Origin of the sequence: Nocardia sp. NPDC052566, assembly GCF_044547285.1 — a bacterium.
Classification (GTDB): domain Bacteria; phylum Actinomycetota; class Actinomycetes; order Mycobacteriales; family Mycobacteriaceae; genus Nocardia.
Window position 1 is genome coordinate 310691 of the sequence record NZ_JBIUAF010000002.1, and the last position, 19666, is coordinate 330356.

Sequence of the window (19666 nt, forward strand, 5' to 3'; positions counted from 1 at the left end):
TTGGTCAATGTTCGTGCGCAGTAAGTCGGATGTCCGTGCCGTCGAATGGGGCAACGGGTCGAGCCACCGTCTCCTGGTGGCCGCCGACAATATGGGATTCACGGTGGCGGACACGCTCGTTCGCGCCGGAACGAAATCCCGGCTGCAGTACCGCCGCCACCTCGAGGCGTGCTACTGCATCTCCGGCCACGGCGAGGTGCTCGCGGCCGATGGTTCTGTGGTCTACACGATCGAGCCCGGTGTGCTCTACGCCCTCGATCAGCACGACGCGCACTTCCTGGTCGCCGCACCGCAGGGGGATATGCGGCTGATCAGCATCTTCAACCCGCCGCTCAACGGCGACGAGGTGCACGACCTCGACGGTGACGGCTTCTCGCACTACTAGCGGCGAATCAGGAAGGGGTGCAGCGTGATCCGCTGGACACGGGAGCAGCGCGAGCTGCGCGGCGCACTGCTCGGGATGGAGCAGGCACTCAACGGCGAGGACAAATGGAAGGCCGTCCGCGAGTTGGGCATTTCCGGCCTGCCGTTCGACGATCGCTTCGGCGGACTCGGCCGCGATCTACCCACCACCATGTACGTCCTGGAGGGTCTCGGCTACGTCTGCCGGGACGCGGGTCTGAGCTTCTCGGTGACCACCCACCTGGTGAGCACCGGTGTGCCGCTGCACTTCTTCGGATCGCCGGAACTCCAGGAGCGTTTCCTGCCCGCGGTCTGCGCGGGTGACCGCATCGGCGCGCACGCGATCTCCGAGCCCGAGGCCGGGTCGGACATGCTCGCGATGCGCACGACGGCCAAGGAGGACGGTGACCACCTGATCCTCAACGGCAGCAAGGCATTCGTGAGCAACGGGCCGATCGCGGATCTGTTCGTCGTCTACGCGAAGACGGATCCGAACGCGGGCCCGTTCGGCCTCACCGCCATGGTCGTCGAGCGCGACACCCCCGGCCTGACGGTCGGCAATCCGATCCCGAAGGTCGGGCTCACGTCGTCGCCGCTGGCCGAGCTGTTCTTCGACGACTGCCGGGTACCGCTGGACAACGTTATCGGCACTGTCGGTGCGGGTTTCGCGGTATTCGACCATGTGATGAAGTGGGAGATCGTCTGCTCGTTCATCGTGAATGTCGGTGAGATGCAACGACGTCTGGAGAGCGCCGTCGACTATGCCAAGCGGCGCAAGCAGTTCGGGCAGCCTATCGGCGCGTTCCAGGCGGTGGCGCACCGCATCGTCGACATGCGGATCGCCGTCGACACCGCACGGCGCGCACTGTACGACGCGGCGCTGCGCCTCGACGCGGGTGAGGACTGCACCGTCGACATCGCGATCGCCAAAATCGTTGCCAGCGAGGGCAATCTGAACAGCGCCATCGCGGCGGTGCGCACCTTCGGCGGTTACGGGGTGATGACCGAGTACGGCATCGAGGAGGGTGTGCGCGATGCGCTGGCGGGCACCATCTACTCCGGCACCAGCGATATCCAGCGCAACCGGATCGCCGCCGAGATGGGCCTGTGAACCCCTACGGTCGAGCCCCGATATAGGGGTCATCGGCTGTCGATAGGGGCTGACGAATAAAAATGATCGCATTAGTCTCGGTGACGGGATTCTTTGGACTGGGAGGTCATGATGTTGTCTCCGGACGAGATTTCGGAGCGGATTGTCGCCGACATTCGTGACAAGTATTTGGAAGACGATTCATTGGACGAATTCAGTGCATCGACTCCGCTGATCGAGCTGGGAATTCTGAACTCGCTCAACATGATCAAGCTCCTCGGTTTCATTCGCGATGATATCGGCGTCGCCGTGCCGGCCCGGGAGATCAACGTGAAGAATTTCAAGGATGTGCGCAGTATTACTGCGCTGGTTTGCGGTATCGCAGAGCTTGCCAATTCTGCGAAGTAGGACGAGGAGTACGGGTCGCATGGCGACTGATTTCGATATCGTGGTGGTCGGTGGTGGACCCGGTGGGTCGACCATGGCCGCCTATCTTGCCAAGGCAGGACTTTCTGTCGCGGTACTGGAGAGTGAGAACTTCCCCCGGGAGCACGTAGGGGAGTCGCTCGTACCTGCGACGACCAGGGTCCTGCTCGAAACAGGAGCCATGGCCGAGGTCGAGAAGGCTGATTTTCCCAAGAAGTACGGCGCCGCATGGACTTCCGCCGAGGCGCGGGACGTACCGCGCAACGGGTTCACCGGTTTGTCCTACGACTGGACGGCGCAGGTCAAGTTCAGCGAGCGCCAGCAGCAGGGCGTGGACCGTGAGTACACCTTCCACGTCGACCGCGGCAAGTTCGACCACATCCTGCTGAAGCACGCGGAAAGCCTGGGCGCCAAGGTGTTCCAGGGCGTGCGGGTGCTGAAGGTCGACTTCGAATCCGACGGGGTGACCGTGCACGGGCAGCTCGGCCCTGCGGAGGTCGCCATCACGGCGCGCATGGTCGTCGATGCCTCCGGGCGGCAGACACTGCTCGGCAGGCAGTTTCGTTCGAAGGTGCCCGATCCGGTGTTCGATCAGTACGCGGTGCACACCTGGTTCGAGGATCTCGACCGGGCGGCGCTCGCGGCGAATCCCGATGACATCGACTACATCTTCGTGCACTTCCTGCCGATCGAGGACACCTGGGTCTGGCAGATTCCGATCACCGACCGGATCACCAGCGTCGGCGTCGTCACCCAGAAGCACCGATTCCTCGAAGCCAAGGCGGACCGGGAGGCGTTCTTCTGGCGCTTCGTCGAGACCCGTCCCGAATTGGCCGAGGAGTTGGGGAAAGCGACCAGGCTGCGCCCGTTCAAGGCGGAGGGCGACTACAGCTACGCGATCCAGCAGATCTGCGGCGACCGGTTCGTCATGATCGGCGACGCGGCCAGGTTCGTCGATCCGATCTTCTCCAGCGGTGTCAGCATCGCGCTGAACTCTGCCAGGCTGGCCAGCTACGACATCATCAAAGCCTGTGCGACCGACGACTTCTCGCACGCGGCGTTCGAGCCGTACGAGACGGCGCAGCGCCAAGGCGTCAAGAACTGGTACGAGTTCATCTCGATCTACTACCGCCTGAATATCCTCTTCGCCGCCTTCGTCCAGGATCCGCGTTTCCGCCTCGATGTCCTGCAACTGCTGCAGGGCGACATGTTCGAGGAGGATCCGAAAGCGTTGCGGGAGATGAAGGAGATCGTCGCCGCGGTCGAAGAGGACGCGACCCATCTCTGGTACCCGTACCTGGGAACACTGCGCGCCCCCATGGCGGCGCCCGCGTTCTGAGGGTCGCGGTCATGTGAAAGCTCTAGTGGGAGGCGGTGATTTCCGATGACCCTGGTCGATTACGAACTCGAAACCGAACTCGATACCGACCTGAGGCGATCGATGCTGCGGGCGATGTTGCAGGCCCGCGGTGTCGACGAAGAGGCGACACTGCTGCAGAAACAGGGTGTGGTCGATCTGTGGCTGTCCTGCCGCGGGCAGGAGGCGGCGCAGGTCGCGACGGCGCTCGCCGTCGATCGCGGTGCGATGATCGTGCCGAGCTACCGCGACCACGCGGTGGCGCTCGTGCGCGGCGTGCAGCCGCACGAATTGGTGGCGCAGTGGGCAGGTAAGACCTTCTGCGGCTGGGATCCGCGCGCGGTCAACATGTTTCCGTACACGCTGGTGCTGGCCGCGCAGACGCTGCACGCCGTCGGCTACGCCATCGGCAGGCGGCTGCAGGGTGAACGCGACTACGTCGTCGCGTTCATCGGCGACGGCGCGTCGAGCGAGGGCGATATGTCGGAGGCGCTGAATCTCGCCGCCGTGGAATCCGCGCCGGTGCTGTTCGTCTGCCAGAACAACGGCTGGGCCATCTCCAAGCCGAGCAGCGAGCAGATGGCGACCAGCCTCGCCGAGCGGGCCCGCGGGTTCGGCGTGCGCGCGGTGACCGTCGACGGTCAGGATCCGGAGCACGTCTACCGTGCCGCGACGGCGGCGGTCGACTATATCGAGACCGATCGCGCGCCCTATCTGCTCGAGCTGAAAGTTGCTCGGATGCGCGGTCATTCGACCAATGACGCGCACGAGCTGTATCGCAGTGCCGAGGACATCGCCGACGCCGAGGCCGATGATCCGGTGACGGCGTACGCGCGTGCGCTGACCGAAGACGGTGTGGTGGACGAGGACTGGTTCGCGGCGTTGCGTGCCGAGATCGCCGAGACGCGCAGGCTGCTGGCGAAGTGGTACGAACGGTGACCGCGACGCGGGTGCCCGCCATGGCCGAGGTCATCAATGCCACGCTGGCCGACATGCTCGCCGAGGATCCGCGAATCCTGTTGGCGGGGGAGGATATCGGCCGATTGGGCGGTGTCTTCCGTGTCACGCGCGGACTGCGCGACCGATTCGGTGCCGACCGGGTCCGCGACGCGGTGCTCGCGGAGTCGTCGATCATCGGCAGCGCCATCGGCATGTCGATCGCCGGATTGATCCCCATCTGCGAGATCCAGTTCGACGGCTTTGTCTACCCGGCGACCAACCAGATCGTCACGCAGGCATCGCGCATGGTCGGCCGGTGGAACGGCGATCTGGAACTGCCACTGGTGGTGCGCATTCCGACCGGCGGCGGCGTGCGCGGCGTGGAGCACCACAGCGAATCCAACGAATCGTTGTTCGCGCGGGTGCCCGGCATCTCGGTGGCCTGCCCGTCCACGCCGGAGGATGCGAGCCAGCTGCTGCGGCATTCGATCACGCTGGGGCATCCGGTGGTGTTCTACGAGCCGATCCGCCTCTACTGGCGGCGCAATCTGCCCGCCAGAACCACCGACGTGCCCGCGTCGCCGATGGCGGCGCGGGTGGCGCGCACCGGATCCGACCTCACCGTCGTCACCTTCGGCGCGGTCACCAACGAGGTGCTGACGGCGGCCGAGGCGGTGGCGGGCGAGGTGGATGTCGAGGTGATCGATCTGCGCTGGGTCGCGCCGATCGATACCGCCGCGGTGCTCGAGTCGATCGGGCGCACCGGGCGGCTGCTGATCGTGCACGAGGCGGTCAAATTCGGCGGTATCGGCGCCGAGGTCGCGGCGACCATCGCCGAGGACGGATTCGAATTGTTGCGCACACCGATTCGGCGGCTGGCGCCGGATCGGGTGCACTATCCGCCCGCGGATTTCGAAGAGGGGTATCTGGTCGGCGTCGAGCAGATAGCGCGGGCAATCAGAGGAATGGTGGCATGAGTTCATCGGAAATCGAGGTCGCGGTGCCGAGTTTCGGCCACGGCCTCGACGAGGCGCTGCTCGTCGAATGGAATGTCGACGTCGGGGTCAGGGTCGCGCGCGGCGATGTCGTCGCGACCGTCGAGACGGATAAGGCGAGCGTCGAGGTGGTGGCCGAGCGGGCCGGAATCATCGATGAACGGCTGGCGGCCGAGCGCGCGATCGTGAAGACGGGTGAGCCGCTCTATCGGTTGACCCCAATTGATTGGGAGGAATAATCATGTTGGAGACCGCAACTCGCGTCTCGGAGATCATCGTGGCGAAGCTGCGCGTGCGCACGCCGGACGCCGATACCGATTCGCTGCAGAAGTCCATGGCCGAGCTGGATCTCGATTCGCTCGATATCGTGGAATTGACGCAGACGCTCGAGGTCGAGCTCGAGGTGGAGGCCGATCTGGAGAAGACCTCGAGTTTCGATTATCTGCGCGAGCTGGTCGACTATTTCACGGACCTGGTCGGCGCGAAGTGACCGCGGGCATCGTCGATCTCGCCGCGGCGCGCCCCGGAGAGATCGTCGACAACGGCCATTTCGATTCGATCGGGCTCACCGACGAATGGATCAAGCGGCGCACCGGAATCGCGGCGCGCCACTGGATCGGCGAGAACGACTCGCTGCTCGACACCGCCGCCGAGGTCTGCCGGACCGTCATCGAGCGCACCGAGGATCCGTCCTCGATCGGCGCGCTGGTGCTGGTGACCACCTCGGGCACCGACCGGGTGCCCGGCCTGGCCCAGCGGGTGGCGCAGCGGGCCGGGCTGCCGGAGACGGTGATGGCCTTCGATATGAACGCCGCCTGCTCCGGTTTCGTGTTCGGCCTGATCACCGGGCTTTCGCTGTGCGACGCGGGGCGGCTCGGTTCGGTGCTGCTCTGCAATGCCGAGGCGATGTCGACCATGATCGATAAGACCGACCGCCAGACGGCCGTGCTGTTCGGTGACGGCGTCACCGCGACGCTGCTGGCCGACCGGCCGGAATTCGCGCCGTTCCACGGCGTCGCGGGCGGTGACGGGGGGCGGGCCGATCTCATGCGCGAATTGCCCGGCGGCGGTATCCATTTGGACGGTGTCGCGGTCTACGACCGCGCGGTCCGGCGGATGAGCGAGACGGCGCGGACGCTGTGCGCGGGCGATCCGCCGCCGACCGTGCTGATCGGCCATCAGGCCAACGGACGGATACTCGAGCAGATCCGCACCTTCACCACGGAATTCGGCGTGCCGTTCGTGAACAGGATTGCCGCGTCCGGGAATACGTCGTCGGCGACGATCCCGCTGGCCTTCGCGGACGAGCTCGCCGACGGTGCGCTGCCGGTGAAGGGGCGCCTGGGTGCGGTCGCCTACGGCGCGGGCGAATCGTGGGGCGGCGTCGCGGTGGACTACCAAGTGGATCGGTGATGGGCGATACCGTCCACACCGGTGATCTCGGGGTGATCGATGCCGCGCGGGTCGCCGAATTCCTCCGGATCACCGGTGATCGCCAGTGGATTCATCAACCGCACGAATCCCAGGCCGATTCGCCGTTTCCGGAGCCGGTGGTGCCCGGATTCCTGCTCGTGAGCCTGCTCTCGGCGGTGATCGACGCGGTGTTCGGGCTGGACCGGCCGCATTACGTGATCAACGGCGGACTCGACGCGGTGCGGTTTCCTGCACCGCTCACGATCGGCGGCCGCCTGTCGTACTCGGCCACCCGGACGCCGGGGCGTCCGATGGGCGGGCGGACATTCGTCGAGCTCCGGACCGAGATGTTCGACGCCGAGGCGCGGACGGTGTTCAGCGGGCGCAGCAAGTTGCTGTTGGGTGGACCAGAAAGGTAGCGATGTATTCAACGGACGCATGGGTGCTTCCAGCGGGTTCGGTGGCAGGTGTGTCCGACGGATTCGCGCTGCGGCGCGAACCGTTCGACCTCGGTGCGCTCGGCGACGAGGAGGTGCTCGTCGAGCCGCTGCTCGGGTCGTGGGAGGCCAATATCGATCACGCGCTGGCCAGATCGCCGATCGACGTGTGCAGCAGCAGGCGCGAAAAGAAGGTGGTGCTCGGCAATTTGGGTGTGGTGCGGGTGCTCGAGCCCGGGAGGGCGGTCACCACGCTGCGCGAGGGCGATCTGTGCCTGCTGATGCCGTTCGGCAAATGCGATCGGTACGGATACGCCGAACTCGCCTACGCCTACGACGCGCCGGGCACCATCGGGCTGCTCGCCAAGCGGTCGAAGATTCCGGCGCGGGTGCTGCTGCCGATGCCCGAGGACACACCGTACTCGCTGCGCCAATGGGCCACGTACGGAAGGTATTTCACCGCATGGGACAACTGGCGCAAGGCATTCGGCTGCTGGCGCACCCAGATTCCCGATGACGATCCGGCCGACCATCTCGTCTTCGGCTGGGGCGGTGGCGTTTCCTTCGCCGAACTGCTGCTCGCCAAGGAGGCGGGCTTCAAGGTGGCCATGGCGGTCGGCTCGGACGCGCGGATCGAATTCCTGCGCAAGCACGGTATCGAGCCGGTCGATCGGCGGACGTTTCCCGATCTGGCGGTGCCGGACAAGCGCGATCCGGGGTTCCCGGCGCGGCATCGCGCCTCGATGAGGGAATTCCTCACTCGGATAGGCGAACTCAGCGGCGGTGCGGGCGCGGCGATCATCGTGGACAATATCGGCGCGCCGGTGTTCGCCGCGACGCTGAAGGCCCTAGGGCGGCAGGGGGTGATCGCCACCTGCGGGTGGAAGGCGGGGATGCGGATGACCACCCTGCGCGGCGCCGAATGCATCAGCAGGCATATCCACGTGCACACCCATGTCTGGAATCTCGGTGACTCGCCGCGGATCCGTGACCTCCAGGAAGGCGCGGGCTGGATCCCACCGGAGGACGCGACGGTCGTCTACGACTTCGACGATGTGCCGAACCTCTACGCCGACTACGCCGCCGGGCGCGTCGAGTCCTATTTCCCGCTGTACCAGGTGAATCCGCTCTAGGTATTGCGGCGCACGCCGACCTGTTCCAGGTCGAGCTTGGCGGGGCCGTCGCCGCGCAGCTCGACCCGGACCGGCGTGCCTGTGCTGTGCTCGACGTGCAGTAGCAGCGGATGTCCGTCCTGCAGGTGCTTGTCGCCCCACTGCATCAGGCCGATGACGACGGGCAGCAGGTCACGGCCCATGTCGGTGAGCACGTATTCGTATCGGGTGCGGCTGTCGCCCTCGCGATAGGGCCGCTTGGTGAGCAGGCCCGCCTTGGTCAACCGGCGCAGATGTTCGGCAACGGCCCGGTCGGTGATGCCGATCCGCTCCACGAACGCGCTGAAACGCGTTGTGCCATAGCAGGCTTCACGCAGGATCAGCAGCGTCGACCTGGTGCCGATGACCTCGAGCGCCTTCGCCAGTGAACATTGATCCGGCCGCCACGAGCCGAGGTCGGCCAGCGAGCCTTCCATAACGATTGACATAGAAATGATGGTACCCACTTCTGACTGTAGTGAGGTACAGTCAGCCCAACTTGGCTATACAAATATCAAGTCAGATTGGGAGGGTTGCCGTGACTGAGTCGGTCATCGCGGACACCGGACAGGCGTCCACCACCAGAAACCGAGCGATCATCGTCGTCCTGTGTTCGGCCGCCTTCATGGCCATGCTCGACGTCTTCGTCGTCAACGTGGCCTTCACCGATATCGGCCAGGACTTCTCCGGGTCGTCGCTGGCCGACCTCAGCTGGGTGCTCAACGCCTACACGATCGTCTACGCGGCACTGCTGATTCCGGCGGGACGGCTGGCCGACCGGCACGGCCGCAAAGCCGGATTCCTCGTCGGCCTCACCGTGTTCACGCTGGCCAGCGTCGCGTGCGCGGCGGCGCCCTCGCTGTGGTTCCTCGTCGCGTTCCGCGTACTCCAGGCGGCGGGCGCGGCGGCGCTCACCCCGACCAGCCTCGGGCTGCTGCTCACCTCGCTGCCGCCGGAGAAGCGTGCGGGCGCGGTGAAGGTCTGGGCGACAACGAGTTCCGTCGCCGGTGCGCTCGGCCCCGTCGTCGGCGGCGCGCTGGTGCAGATCTCCTGGCAGTGGGTGTTCCTGATCAACCTGCCGATCGGCGTCGCCGCCCTGGCCGCCGCGTGGCGCATCGTCCCCGATTCGCGTGACGAATCCGTCACCCGCACACCGGATCTGCTCGGCGCCGCGGTGCTCGCCGTCGCGGTCGGCGCCCTCTCGCTCGGTATGGTCAAGGGCAACGAATGGTCGTGGACCGATGCGGTGATCGTCGCCGCCTTCGTGGTCGCCGTGCTCGGGCTCGCGCTGTTCGTGGTGCGGATCTTCACCCACCCCGCGCCGGTCATCAATCCGGCGCTGCTGAAGGTGCCGACCTTCGTCTGGGCCAACATCACCGCGCTGGTGTTCTGCGTCGCCTTCAGCGCGGTCTTCACCAGCGTCGTGCTGTGGCTGGAGAACGTCGCCGACTACAACACGCTCATCACCGGTTTAGCGCTGGTGCCAGGTCCGGCGATGGTGCCGTTCTTCGCCATCGTCGGGCAGAAGCTCGACAAGCTGATCCCCATCAACGCGGTCACCGCCATCGGCAATCTGCTGTTCGCCATCGGCGCGGTGCTGCTCGCCGTCAGCGCGTCCACCGAGGTGAACTACGCGCTGCAGATCCTGCCCGGCTGGGTCATCATCGGCATCGGTATCGGACTCGCGCTGCCGAATATGATCGCCGCGGCGACCGTCGACCTGCCCGCCGCGCAGGCGGCCACCGGCAGTGCGGTGGTCAACACCAGCAGGCAGCTGGGATACGTTCTCGGCCTTGCCATTCTGGTCGTCGTGCTCGGCTCGCTCGATGTCACCCGCGAGCATGCGCTGACGGTCTTCCGGCACGGCTGGTGGGCGATCGCGTTGATCGCCGCGGTGAGCGCGGCGACGGCGCTCGGCATCACCTCACGCACCAACAAGTAGTCGGCTCTGACGCCGGTCTGACTCGGGGCACCCCGAGTTTCAGGCCGGCGTCAGGCATTTTCCACAGACTCTTTCCATGGCACAGATCGATGACACCGATCCGCGGTATCCGAATGTTCTCATCGTCGGGACCGGCCTGGCCGGCCTCGGCATGGCTGTCAACCTGCTCGCCGCGGGTGAGCGCGACTTCGTCGTGCTGGAGAAGGCCGACGGCGTCGGCGGGACCTGGCGCGAGAACACCTATCCCGGCTGCGCCTGCGACGTCATGTCCATGATGTATTCGTATTCGTTCGCGCCCAACACCGGCTGGACCCGGATGTACGCCGGGCAGCCCGAAATCCTCGATTACATCCGGCGCGTCGTCAAGGATTACGAACTCGAGCCCTACATCCGCTTCCGGTCCGAGGCCGTCTCCTACGCGTTCGACGAGGGCACCGACCGCTGGCAGGTGCGCACCGCGGACGGCGACACGTACTACCCCCGCTTCGTTGTCGCCGCGCATGGGGCGCTGCACAATCCGAACATCCCCGACTTCAAGGGCCGGGAGAGCTTCACGGGTCCGGTGTTCCACTCCGCGCAGTGGGACCACTCGGTGGATCTGACCGGCAAGCGGGTCGCGGTGATCGGCACCGGCGCAAGCTCGGCGCAGTTCGTCCCCGAAATCGCGGGCACCGCAGGGCATGTCGAGGTGTTCCAGCGCAACCCGCACTGGGTACTGCCCAAGCCGGACCGCGCGGTCAGCGGCAAGGAGCGCGCGCTGTTCGCGGCCTTCCCCGCGATGATGAAGGTGTACCGCAACATCGCCTTCTGGAGCCATGAGGTGCCGGTGGCGGCCTTCCTGAATCCGCGGCTGCTCCCGGTGGTGAAACTGCTCGCGACGCGCTATCTGCGCAAGGCGGTGCCCGATCCGGAACTGCGCGCGAAGCTCACCCCCGACTACAAGATCGGGTGCAAACGCATCCTGCTGTCCGGCGACTTCTATCCCACGCTGCAGCGGCCCGACGTCAGCCTGGTCACCGACGGCATCGAGGAATTCACCGAGGCCGGGATCCGCACCGAGGACGGTGTGCTGCACGAAGCCGACGTGATCATCCTCGGCACCGGGTTCTCGACCGAAAACCGGTGCGCCAACGAACATATCGTCGGCAAGGGCGGGCTCACCATCCAGGAGGCATGGCAGGACGGCATGGAGTCCTACCTCGGCATGATGGTGGCCGGATTCCCCAACCTGTTCATGATCATGGGCCCGAACTCCGGCGGCGGATCGCAGTCGATCCTGTTCGTCATCGAGGCGCAGGTGCGCTACATCGAACGCTGCCTGCGCATGCTGAAGGCGAAGGGGCGCACCAGGGTCGAGGTCGGCGTCGACGTGCAGCGTGCATTCAACAAACGGCTGCACGCCAAACTCGCCAAGTCGGTGTGGAATTCGGGTGGCTGCCACAGCTGGTTCCTCGATCACACCGGCCGCAACCGCCAGTCGTGGCCGGGCACCGGCACCAGCTACTGGTTCGCCGTGCGCCGCCCGAAAGCCGAAGCGCTGCAACTGACCTCCGCCGGAGCAGGGCGATGACGTCCGGGCTTCCGCGCTCGGTGGTCGTCACCGGTATGGCGGCGATGACCTCCATCGCCGCCGATATCGACATCACCTGGAAGGGCCTGCTCGAAGGGCGCAGCGGCATCGAACTGCTCGACGATCCGTTCTTCGAGGAGCTCGATCTGCCCGTGCGCATCGGCGGCAGGCTCGGCGCCGAGCCGAGCTCACTGGTCACCAGGGTGGAGCGGCGCAGGCTGGCCTACGGCGAACAACTCGCGCTCGCACTAGGCCGCGAGATATGGCATACGGTAGGCAATCCCGATGTCGACCGGGAGCGGCTCGGTGTCGCGATCGGGACCGGACTCGGTGGTGCGGACGCGTACGTGGACGCGAACGATCGGTTGCGCGAGGGCGGGTACCGCAAGGTGTCGCCGTTCGCCGTGCAGATGAGCATGCCCAATGGTCCCGCCGCCACCGTCGGCTTGGAGCTCGGCGCGAAAGCCGGTGTGGTGACCCGGGTTTCCGCGTGCGCCTCCGGTTCCGAGGCCATCGCGACCGCGTGGCAGATGATCGTCATGGGCGATGCCGACGTCGTCGTCACCGGCGGGGTCGAGGGATATATCCACGCGATCCCCACGGCCGCGTTCTCGATCATGCGCGCGATGAGCACGCGCAACGACGACCCCCGCGGCGCCTCACGGCCTTTCGACCGGGACCGCGACGGGTTCGTCTTCGGTGAGGCCGGTGCGCTGCTCGTGCTCGAGAGCGAAGAACACGCCGCCGCACGCGGGGCGCATGTGCACGCCCGCCTGCTCGGTGGTGCGGTCACCTCCGACGGCTATCACCTCGTCGCGCCCGATCCGACCGGTACCCAGGCGGGCAGGGCGATCACCAAGGCCGTGCACCGCGCCGGGCTCAGCGCCGCCGACATCTCGCACATCAACGCGCACGCCACCGGGACACCGCTCGGTGACCTCGCCGAGGCGCGCGCGATCCGGTCCGCCATCGGCGGGCACGCGTCGATCTACGCGCCCAAATCGGCGCTCGGCCACTCCATCGGCGCGGCGGGCGCGCTCGAATCGGTGCTGACCGTGCTGTCCATCGAGAACGAAATCGTGCCGCCGACACTGAATTACGCCACCCCAGATCCGGAGATCGGCGAGCTCGACATCGTCACCGGCGAACCGCGGCGCCAGCGCATCGATTACGCGATCAACAACTCCTTCGGTTTCGGCGGCCACAACGTGGCGCTCGTCTTCGGCAGGCACTGAACGTTTTCGGGAAAGAGGGGCAATGACCAAACACTGCGATGTCGCCGTGGTCGGTGCCGGTGTCGCCGGGCTCGTCGCGGCGCGCGAACTCGTCCGGCGCGGCTATCGCGTACTGGTGACCGAGGCGCGCGATCGAGTCGGCGGACGGCTGCACGGCGTCCCGTTGCCCGGCGGCGGCGAGATCGAAATCGGCGGCCAGTGGCTCGGTCCCGGCCAGGACCGCATCTACGCCCTCGTCGCGGAGCTCGGGCTGTCGACCTTCCGCACCAACGACAAGGGCAGGCGCCTACTGGAATTCGACAAACGGATCGTCGGCTACACGGGGCGGATTCCCCGGCTGAACCCCTTCGTCCTCGCCGATATCGGGCAGGCGCAGCTGCGTCTCGATCTGGCCGCCCGGCGGATCGCGAAAGAGCCGTGGCAGGACAAGGATGCGGCCGCACTGGACCGGCAGAGCTTCGCCGACTGGCTGTATCAGCGGGTGCGGACCCAGGGGGCGCGCGACCTGCTCCGGTTGAGTGTCGAAGCGGTGTTCTCCGCTGAGCCGGAAGAGATTTCGGCGCTGTGGGCGCTGTTCTACTTCGGTTCCGCCGGTGGCGTCGACGCGGTGCTCGAGACCGGCGGTGGGGCACAACAGGATCGGGTGGTCGGTGGTTCGCATCTGGTGCCGCGGGCGCTGGCCGAGGAGCTCGGCGAACGGATCGTGCTGGAGAATCCGGTGACGGCGATCTCGTGGAGCGCGGATTCGGTGCTGCTGCACGGCGCGCACACCGATATCCAGGCCAAGCGGGCCATCGTCGCCGTTCCGCCACCCGTTGGCGCCGCCATCTCGTATGACCCCGTTCTCCCCGCGCGGCGGCGTGAGCTGCTGGCCGGGTTGCCGATGGGGCGGGTCATCAAGTTCAACGCGGTCTACGACGAGCCGTTCTGGCGCAACGAGGGGTTGTCCGGGCAGGCCAACAGCACTACGAGGGCGGCGGGAACGGTGTACGACAACACACCGCCCAGCGGTTCACCCGGTGTCCTCGTCGGATTCCTGGAGGGCCGCCATGCCGACAGAGCCGCCGTGCTGAGCGCCGCCGACCGCCAGCAACTTGTCCTCGATGATCTCGCGGTGTACTTCGGGCCGCGCGTGGCGAAACCGCATACCTACCTCGAATACGACTGGACCGCGGACGAATACGCACGCGGCGGCTACGGCCCGTACGCGGTACCCGGCGTATTGCTGCGCAACGGTCCCGCGCTACGAGAGCCGGTGGGGCCGCTGCACTGGGCCGGTGCGGAGACCGCCGTGAAGTGGGCGGGGTATATCGACGGCGCGGTGGAATCCGGTGTCCGGACCGCCACGGAGGTCTCGTCCGTACTCGGGGAGCTGGAACCAGCTTTGTCGAGCCCCGAGCCCGAATAGGTGCGAGAGCGGTGCGCACTTCTAGGGCTGTCCTTCGAGGTGAGCCCGCCGTTTCGACAGTGGCTGGAGATCAGTATCAGTCGGCCAGCACGATGTTTGCATGATTGCGGTCAGCGAAAGTCCTCGGCGTGGTCTTTTGCCCACTGCGCGAACGTTTGGGCGCGGTGGCCGGTGACCTCCTCGATGGTTGTCGATACCTGCGGGGGTTCGTCCGCTGCTGCTTTCCAGCCGGCCAGAATTGCCTCGGCGACGAACGGTGGTGCGGTCCTTTCCAGGTCCGCGCGTGCCTGGTCGGCCGTGGAAACCTCGACGGTGATGTCACGGCCGATGGCTTCGCCGATGTGGTGGACCTGCTGGCGCATGGACAGTGCCTCGGGGCCGGACACGACGTAAGCGCGGCCGTGGTGGGCCGGTTCGGTCAGTGCCGTCACCGCGAGTGCCGCCATGTCCTTTTCATGGATCGGTGCGGTCCTGGCGTCGGGATACGGGAGGCGGACCGCGCCCTCGTTCCGGATCGAATCCCGCCACCACCACAGCGCGTTCGTGGCGAACATGCCGGGGCGAATGAACGTCCACGCCAAAGTCGATGCCTCGAGGGCGGATTCGACCCGGTGGTGCATCCAGGAGATCGGGTTGGTCATGGGGTCGATCTGGACTACCGCGGCGGAGGAGAGGAGCACAACGTGTTGCACCCCAGCGGATTCGGCCGCCGCCACGAATCCGTCGATCCCCTCGGGCCTGGCATAGAGGAACACCTTCTGCGCACCGTCCAGCGCGGCGGGCAGAGTTTCGGGGCGATCGAGGTCGGCGGTGATCACCTGCGCACCCGCGGGGAACACTGCCGGGTCGGGATTGCGGCTCGTCAAACGAACCTGTGCACCAACAGAATTCAGGGTTTCCGCCACGTGGCGGCCGACGTTTCCACTGGCACCGAATACGACTGTCAACATGGCCGCAGCGTAAGTCGGAAAACTCGCCATTGGTAAGGACCTACCTCTGGGTAAGCTGACGATGTGCCGGTACGCTCGCAGGTCCCGTATCCCGTCGAGCAGGGGACGAGTGACACATTTCACCCGGAATGCTCCTGGCGCGATATCGTCGACCTCACCGCCCGATGGTCCGGCCCGATCCTGCATGCTTTGGAGGAGAAGGCATTACGGTTCTCCGAACTGCAGGGCCGGATCGACGGAGTCAGTGACAAGATGCTGTCGCAAACCCTGCGCGCACTGGTCCGCGACGGACTGGTCACCCGCACCGTAGAGCCCACGATGCCGCCACGTGTGAGCTACGAACTCACCGACCTCGGCCGCGGCCTCGCCGAGTCGCTCCAACCGTTCATGGACTGGATCCGCCGGCACGCGGCCGATGTGCTCGCAGCACGACAGCACCACGACCAACCGGACTGATCGGGCTGTGCGATGATCGAGCACATGACAACCGGAAAGGCCGATGGCCGATAGTCGCGACCTCGCGCTTCACGCAATCCTGCCGGAGCGCTATGCACGATTCGATGTTCTCGCTTCCACGATCGACCACCGTGGCCGACTACTGGCTCTGCTTGTGGATCCTGCCCAGGAGGGTGCGCCTGGGCGGCGGGCGCGGACTCCGCAGATGCCGCGTTACGACGCGATCGTCGTCATCTGCGACAACGAAGATGATCACCAGATATTGCTGCGTGGACTCGATGAATGGTTCTCCGAGATCGATGCCTTCGGTGATGGCGTCATCCTGGGCGCCGCCCGCATGGACGCACGTGAGATTCCGTTGCCCCACAACGTCGTTGCCTTCGGTGACGATGGAGACCGAGTTGGATCCTTCTATGCTGGCGACGGGATCTTGCAGCTGCTGACCGATGCCGGTGGGCGGATCTGGATCAGCTACTTCGACGAAGCCAGCTATGGATTCGCCAAGCCGGATGGCACCTTGGGAGTCAGCTATATGCCAGGCCTGGCTCGCTGGGACGGCATCGGCAGCGACCCTTGGTTCGCGTACAGCGACACCGGCAATCAGGTCGGCTGGTGTGACTGCTACGCGGTCAATGTCGGGCGAACTCTGGTCTACGCCTGTCCCTATGTCGACTTTCCGCTGGTCGAGATCGATGCGAGCGGGGTACGGTCGATCACACCGAATCCGATCACCAGATGTACTGGTCTAGCGGTGTCGAATTCCAGATTCGACTTTTTCGACCACTACCGCCAGAACGACGCGCCGGTGTGGTCGATCCGCAAAGGATTGCGCGAGGGTGGGGTGGTCACCGAGACCGGCAGGGAGATCCTGACTCTGCCCGGTAGCCGGTCGCCGACCGGCTGGGCGCGGGGAAAGATCGGGCGGGACGGCACACTCTGGTTGCACGAGGACGGCAATCCGCGGCAGTGGTATCGATACGAGATCGACAGCTGACGGGATAGCGGAAGGGCGCCGGGCCCCCGCTGGTCTCGGATATGATCATGTCCTCTCACCGGAATGCCCAAGGGCTTTCTAGGGCTTCGGCCTCGCTGACTGGTTTCTCGGCGCCACAGGGCATCGGGGAGGTGGGAGTCGTTTGCGACTCCGGTGAGGTGTGTCTTGATCAATTCCGAATCGTGCCAACGTTTCTCGGCCTCTTCTGGTCGGCGGCGGGTGTATCCCCATGTGCTCGTGATCGGAGCGGGTCTCGGTGGGCTCTGCCTCGTGCAGGGCCTGCGGAGGGCCGGGATCAGTGTCGCTGTCTACGAGCGAGATTCCGCCGCAGGGGTGCGTAGGCAGGGTTACCGGTTGCACATCGATCGACGCGGCAGGGACGCGCTGTCGGTGACCCTGCCGCCGCGGTTGTTCGCGCTCGTAGCGGCTATCGCAGGGCGTCCGGCGGCGAATGTCAACGGTTTCGATCCTGAGCTGCGTTCTACCGGGGTCTTCACCCTGGATGGTCCGGCGCCGAGCGCCGACGGAGGCATCATGCCCGCGCACACCATCATCGATCGTCAGGTGCTGCGTCGAATCCTGCTCAGCGGCCTCGACGACGTCGTGCATTACGGCCATCGCTGCGTCGGGTACGACAGCGATGCGGACGCCGTCACGGCACGGTTCGCTGACGGTAGCATCGCGCGGGGTTCGGTGTTGGTGGCTGCCGATGGCGTCGGGTCGGTGATTCGTGCGCAGCGGCTGCCGCACGCGCGGATCGCCGATTCCCGGACTCGGTTGATCTACGGCCGGGTGCCGTTGACCAGCGAACTGCGGTGTGCGCTACCGCCTGCCATGTTCAGCGTCTTCAATTCTGTTGTCGCTCAGGACCGGCGGTTTCTCGGCATCGCGCCGGTGCAGTATCGCGAAGCGCCGCACACGGCTTCGGCGCGGCTGGCGCCCGAACTGGTGCTCGAGCCGATCGAAGACACCCTCGCCGTGATGTTCGGGCGTCGCCTCGATCGGCTCGGGTTGACCGACCGGGAGCTCCGTGCCGCCTCCGGTCGGGAACTGTGCGAGCTGGTGCTCGAGCAGACCTCCGGTTGGCATCCGCTGGTGACCCGCATCGTCGAGGGATGGACGCCTGCGACCGTCTATCCGATAGCCGTGCGCAGCAGCGTCCCCATCCCGCCGTGGCCGACATCGAACGTGACGTTGCTCGGCGACGCGATCCACGCCATGAGCCCGGCCGCCGGGGCGGGCGCGAATATCGCGCTCCGGGATGCCGCCGCCCTCACCGCCGCACTGACCGAGGTGGTCGCGGGCCGTCCGCTCCTGGACGCGATCCGTGACTACGAGCAGACCATGATCGATGAGGGCTTCCGCATGGTGCGGCTGTCCGCGGCCAACGGGACACGAACACTGGGAGCCGATCCGCTGCCGATCTGAGCCGATGCCACCGTGATTGACTACGGTGGCACCTATCACCGTGCACAGCCGTTGGAAGGCAAGGTAATTGATCAGAGACGCCATCACAGCCTTCTGACACTCTGCTGAGCGCAGTCATATGGCCCTAAGCTACGGCGTGTCACAGGGCCATTCGACTGCGCTCGGCCGTCTGCGGATGGCTGGCGGGTCAGGCGACCAGGGTGGCGGGGAGTTCTCGGTAGCCGTGGAGGTTGACGGTGGCTCGGCGGGGTGGGGTGGTGTCGATTTTGATGTCGGAGAAGCGGTCGTAGAGGGAGCGCAACGCGATCGCGCCTTCGATTCGGGCGAGGTTGGCGCCGAGGCAGGTGTGGATGCCGTTGCCGAAGGAGAGGTGTTCCCTGGCGTTGGCGCGGCGGATGTCGAAGCGGTATGGGTCGGGGAAGACGGTGGGGTCGTGGTTGGCGCCGCCGAGCAGCAGCATGATGACCGTGCCCTTGGCGATATCGTGCCCCTCGACGGTCAAGTCCTCCAACGCCATTCGGGCCGTCACCTGAACCGGGCTGTCGTGCCGCAGGATCTCCTCGATCGCGCCGGGCCACAGCTCCGGATCGGCGCGTAGCAGCTCCAACTGATCAGGATGCTTGTGCAGCAACATGATTCCGTTGCCGAGCAGGTTGACCGTTGTCTCGAAGCCCGCGCCGAGCAACAGTGCGGTATTGGTCAGCAGTTCCCGATGGGTGAGGCCGCCGTCCACGATCAGCTGACTGAGCACGTTGTCCTGCGGCGCTTTCCGCAGCCGGTTGATATGCCCGTCGAAGTACTGCGCGCCCTCGCGCAACCCATCGGCCGCGCCGCGGAACGCGCGCCAACTCGGGCACAGATCGAGCAGCGGCGCACCGCCGACGCCCCATCGGAGCAATCGGGGATGCATCTCCTTGGGCGCGCCGAGGATCGCGCCGATGACCGCGACCGGCAGCTGCGCGCAGAAACTCTCCATCAGATCGGCATTGGGCGAAACCGCCAAAGCGTCGAGCAGCCCATCGGTTTCGGCGATGATCTGATCGCGCAGCTTGCCGATCGCGCGATGGTTGAACGGCTTGGTGACCAGTTTGCGATAGCGGGCGTGGTCCGGCGGATCGACGCGGACCATGGCCGGCGGCTCGACCGGATTGGGCAGGCCCAGTTCGGTTTTGCGCAGCAGCCACTGGACCGGCTTGGAGCGCGCGTCCCGTGGCGGGACGATGGCGCTGAACCGCTTGTGCCGCAGAATGGCCGTCGACAGGCGATGGTCGACGGTGACCGAGAGTCTCTTGCGCCGCACGAGCGGGCCCTGCTCCCGGAGTTCCTCGATGTAGCGGTCGGTATCGGCGCCGCGCTCGGATTCGAGGAGGAACAGCGCCAAGGGGTCTTTGCGGTGCGCCTGCCGAAGGATGAGTGCGCGCGGTAGACCGTAGGATGCGGCCCACCACAGCCATGTTCGCATCTGCACGTCGT

General features: G+C 66.1%; 21 protein-coding genes. 18 read left to right on the forward strand and 3 right to left on the reverse strand.

Translation table 11 applies throughout. The annotated features are described in order from the left end of the window. Positions 1 to 7 precede the first annotated feature (7 nt). The 11 genes from ACIG5A_RS08775 to ACIG5A_RS08825 all read left to right on the forward strand — a co-directional run bounded on the left by ACIG5A_RS08775 (position 8) and on the right by ACIG5A_RS08825 (position 8192). A complete protein-coding gene (locus ACIG5A_RS08775; protein WP_397239413.1) occupies positions 8 to 385 on the forward strand; it encodes an ectoine synthase in 378 nt (125 codons plus the stop codon). 24 nt (positions 386 to 409) lie between these two features. Then, complete coding sequence (locus ACIG5A_RS08780; protein WP_397239415.1) at positions 410 to 1513, forward strand: acyl-CoA dehydrogenase family protein; 1104 nt, start codon at positions 410 to 412, stop codon at positions 1511 to 1513. Positions 1514 to 1621: 108 nt separating this feature from the next. Beyond that, on the forward strand, positions 1622 to 1900 hold the full coding sequence (locus ACIG5A_RS08785; protein WP_397239417.1) for a phosphopantetheine-binding protein: 279 nt from the start codon (positions 1622 to 1624) through the stop codon (positions 1898 to 1900). 19 nt (positions 1901 to 1919) lie between these two features. Continuing rightward, on the forward strand, positions 1920 to 3257 hold the full coding sequence (locus tag ACIG5A_RS08790; RefSeq protein ID WP_397239419.1) for an NAD(P)/FAD-dependent oxidoreductase: 1338 nt from the start codon (positions 1920 to 1922) through the stop codon (positions 3255 to 3257). Between the two features lie 45 nt (positions 3258 to 3302). Continuing rightward, entirely contained in the window at positions 3303 to 4214 is a 912-nt protein-coding gene (locus ACIG5A_RS08795; protein ID WP_397239421.1) for a thiamine pyrophosphate-dependent dehydrogenase E1 component subunit alpha, read from the forward strand. Then, the gene (locus ACIG5A_RS08800) at positions 4211 to 5191 is read left to right on the forward strand and encodes an alpha-ketoacid dehydrogenase subunit beta (protein ID WP_397239423.1); all 981 of its coding nucleotides are present in this window, start codon (positions 4211 to 4213) and stop codon (positions 5189 to 5191) included. Before ACIG5A_RS08795 ends, ACIG5A_RS08800 begins: the two co-directional genes overlap by 4 nt. Further along, positions 5188 to 5448 carry a lipoyl domain-containing protein gene (locus ACIG5A_RS08805; RefSeq protein WP_397239425.1) on the forward strand — a complete coding sequence of 87 codons (261 nt, stop codon included), beginning with the start codon at positions 5188 to 5190 and terminating at the stop codon, positions 5446 to 5448. Before ACIG5A_RS08800 ends, ACIG5A_RS08805 begins: the two co-directional genes overlap by 4 nt. Positions 5449 to 5450: 2 nt before the next feature. After that, positions 5451 to 5699, forward strand: a complete 249-nt coding sequence (locus tag ACIG5A_RS08810; RefSeq protein ID WP_397239427.1) for a phosphopantetheine-binding protein — start codon at positions 5451 to 5453, stop codon at positions 5697 to 5699. Next, positions 5696 to 6622, forward strand: coding sequence for a 3-oxoacyl-ACP synthase III family protein (locus ACIG5A_RS08815; RefSeq protein WP_397239429.1), 927 nt, complete (start codon positions 5696 to 5698; stop codon positions 6620 to 6622). Before ACIG5A_RS08810 ends, ACIG5A_RS08815 begins: the two co-directional genes overlap by 4 nt. After that, entirely contained in the window at positions 6622 to 7041 is a 420-nt protein-coding gene (locus tag ACIG5A_RS08820) for a MaoC family dehydratase (RefSeq protein ID WP_397239431.1), read from the forward strand. The genes ACIG5A_RS08815 and ACIG5A_RS08820 overlap by 1 nt, the downstream gene beginning before the upstream one ends. Positions 7042 to 7091: 50 nt before the next feature. Beyond that, complete coding sequence (locus ACIG5A_RS08825; RefSeq protein WP_397239433.1) at positions 7092 to 8192, forward strand: zinc-binding dehydrogenase; 1101 nt, start codon at positions 7092 to 7094, stop codon at positions 8190 to 8192. Here ACIG5A_RS08825 and ACIG5A_RS08830 read toward each other — a convergent pair. Beyond that, a complete protein-coding gene (locus ACIG5A_RS08830) occupies positions 8189 to 8659 on the reverse strand; it encodes a winged helix-turn-helix transcriptional regulator (RefSeq protein WP_397239435.1) in 471 nt (156 codons plus the stop codon). The genes ACIG5A_RS08825 and ACIG5A_RS08830 overlap by 4 nt on opposite strands. 89 nt (positions 8660 to 8748) lie before the next feature. Between ACIG5A_RS08830 and ACIG5A_RS08835 the strand changes: the two genes are divergently transcribed. The 4 genes from ACIG5A_RS08835 (at position 8749) to ACIG5A_RS08850 (ending at position 14365) form a co-directional block, all read left to right on the forward strand. Beyond that, positions 8749 to 10152, forward strand: a complete 1404-nt coding sequence (locus tag ACIG5A_RS08835) for an MFS transporter (RefSeq protein ID WP_397239437.1) — start codon at positions 8749 to 8751, stop codon at positions 10150 to 10152. Positions 10153 to 10228: 76 nt separating this feature from the next. After that, a complete protein-coding gene (locus tag ACIG5A_RS08840) occupies positions 10229 to 11722 on the forward strand; it encodes a flavin-containing monooxygenase (protein ID WP_397239439.1) in 1494 nt (497 codons plus the stop codon). After that, on the forward strand, positions 11719 to 12957 hold the full coding sequence (locus ACIG5A_RS08845; RefSeq protein WP_397239441.1) for a KasA/KasB family beta-ketoacyl-ACP synthase: 1239 nt from the start codon (positions 11719 to 11721) through the stop codon (positions 12955 to 12957). Before ACIG5A_RS08840 ends, ACIG5A_RS08845 begins: the two co-directional genes overlap by 4 nt. A 22-nt stretch (positions 12958 to 12979) precedes the next feature. After that, positions 12980 to 14365 carry a flavin monoamine oxidase family protein gene (locus tag ACIG5A_RS08850; RefSeq protein ID WP_397239443.1) on the forward strand — a complete coding sequence of 462 codons (1386 nt, stop codon included), beginning with the start codon at positions 12980 to 12982 and terminating at the stop codon, positions 14363 to 14365. A gap of 110 nt (positions 14366 to 14475) precedes the next feature. On the opposite strand, the gene ACIG5A_RS08855 is transcribed toward ACIG5A_RS08850, so the two are convergent. Then, complete coding sequence (locus ACIG5A_RS08855; protein WP_397239445.1) at positions 14476 to 15315, reverse strand: NAD(P)H-binding protein; 840 nt, start codon at positions 15313 to 15315, stop codon at positions 14476 to 14478. 63 nt (positions 15316 to 15378) lie between these two features. Between ACIG5A_RS08855 and ACIG5A_RS08860 the strand changes: the two genes are divergently transcribed. The 3 genes from ACIG5A_RS08860 to ACIG5A_RS08870 all read left to right on the forward strand — a co-directional run bounded on the left by ACIG5A_RS08860 (position 15379) and on the right by ACIG5A_RS08870 (position 18193). Continuing rightward, a complete protein-coding gene (locus ACIG5A_RS08860; protein ID WP_397239447.1) occupies positions 15379 to 15771 on the forward strand; it encodes a winged helix-turn-helix transcriptional regulator in 393 nt (130 codons plus the stop codon). Positions 15772 to 15976: 205 nt separating this feature from the next. Continuing rightward, the gene (locus ACIG5A_RS08865) at positions 15977 to 16765 is read left to right on the forward strand and encodes a hypothetical protein (RefSeq protein ID WP_397239449.1); all 789 of its coding nucleotides are present in this window, start codon (positions 15977 to 15979) and stop codon (positions 16763 to 16765) included. Positions 16766 to 17002: 237 nt separating this feature from the next. Next, positions 17003 to 18193 carry an FAD-dependent oxidoreductase gene (locus ACIG5A_RS08870; protein ID WP_397239451.1) on the forward strand — a complete coding sequence of 397 codons (1191 nt, stop codon included), beginning with the start codon at positions 17003 to 17005 and terminating at the stop codon, positions 18191 to 18193. Between the two features lie 187 nt (positions 18194 to 18380). On the opposite strand, the gene ACIG5A_RS08875 is transcribed toward ACIG5A_RS08870, so the two are convergent. Further along, positions 18381 to 19655: a cytochrome P450 gene (locus ACIG5A_RS08875; protein WP_397240579.1), complete on the reverse strand. Its 1275-nt coding sequence runs from the start codon at positions 19653 to 19655 to the stop codon at positions 18381 to 18383. Between the last annotated feature and the right edge of the window lie 11 nt (positions 19656 to 19666).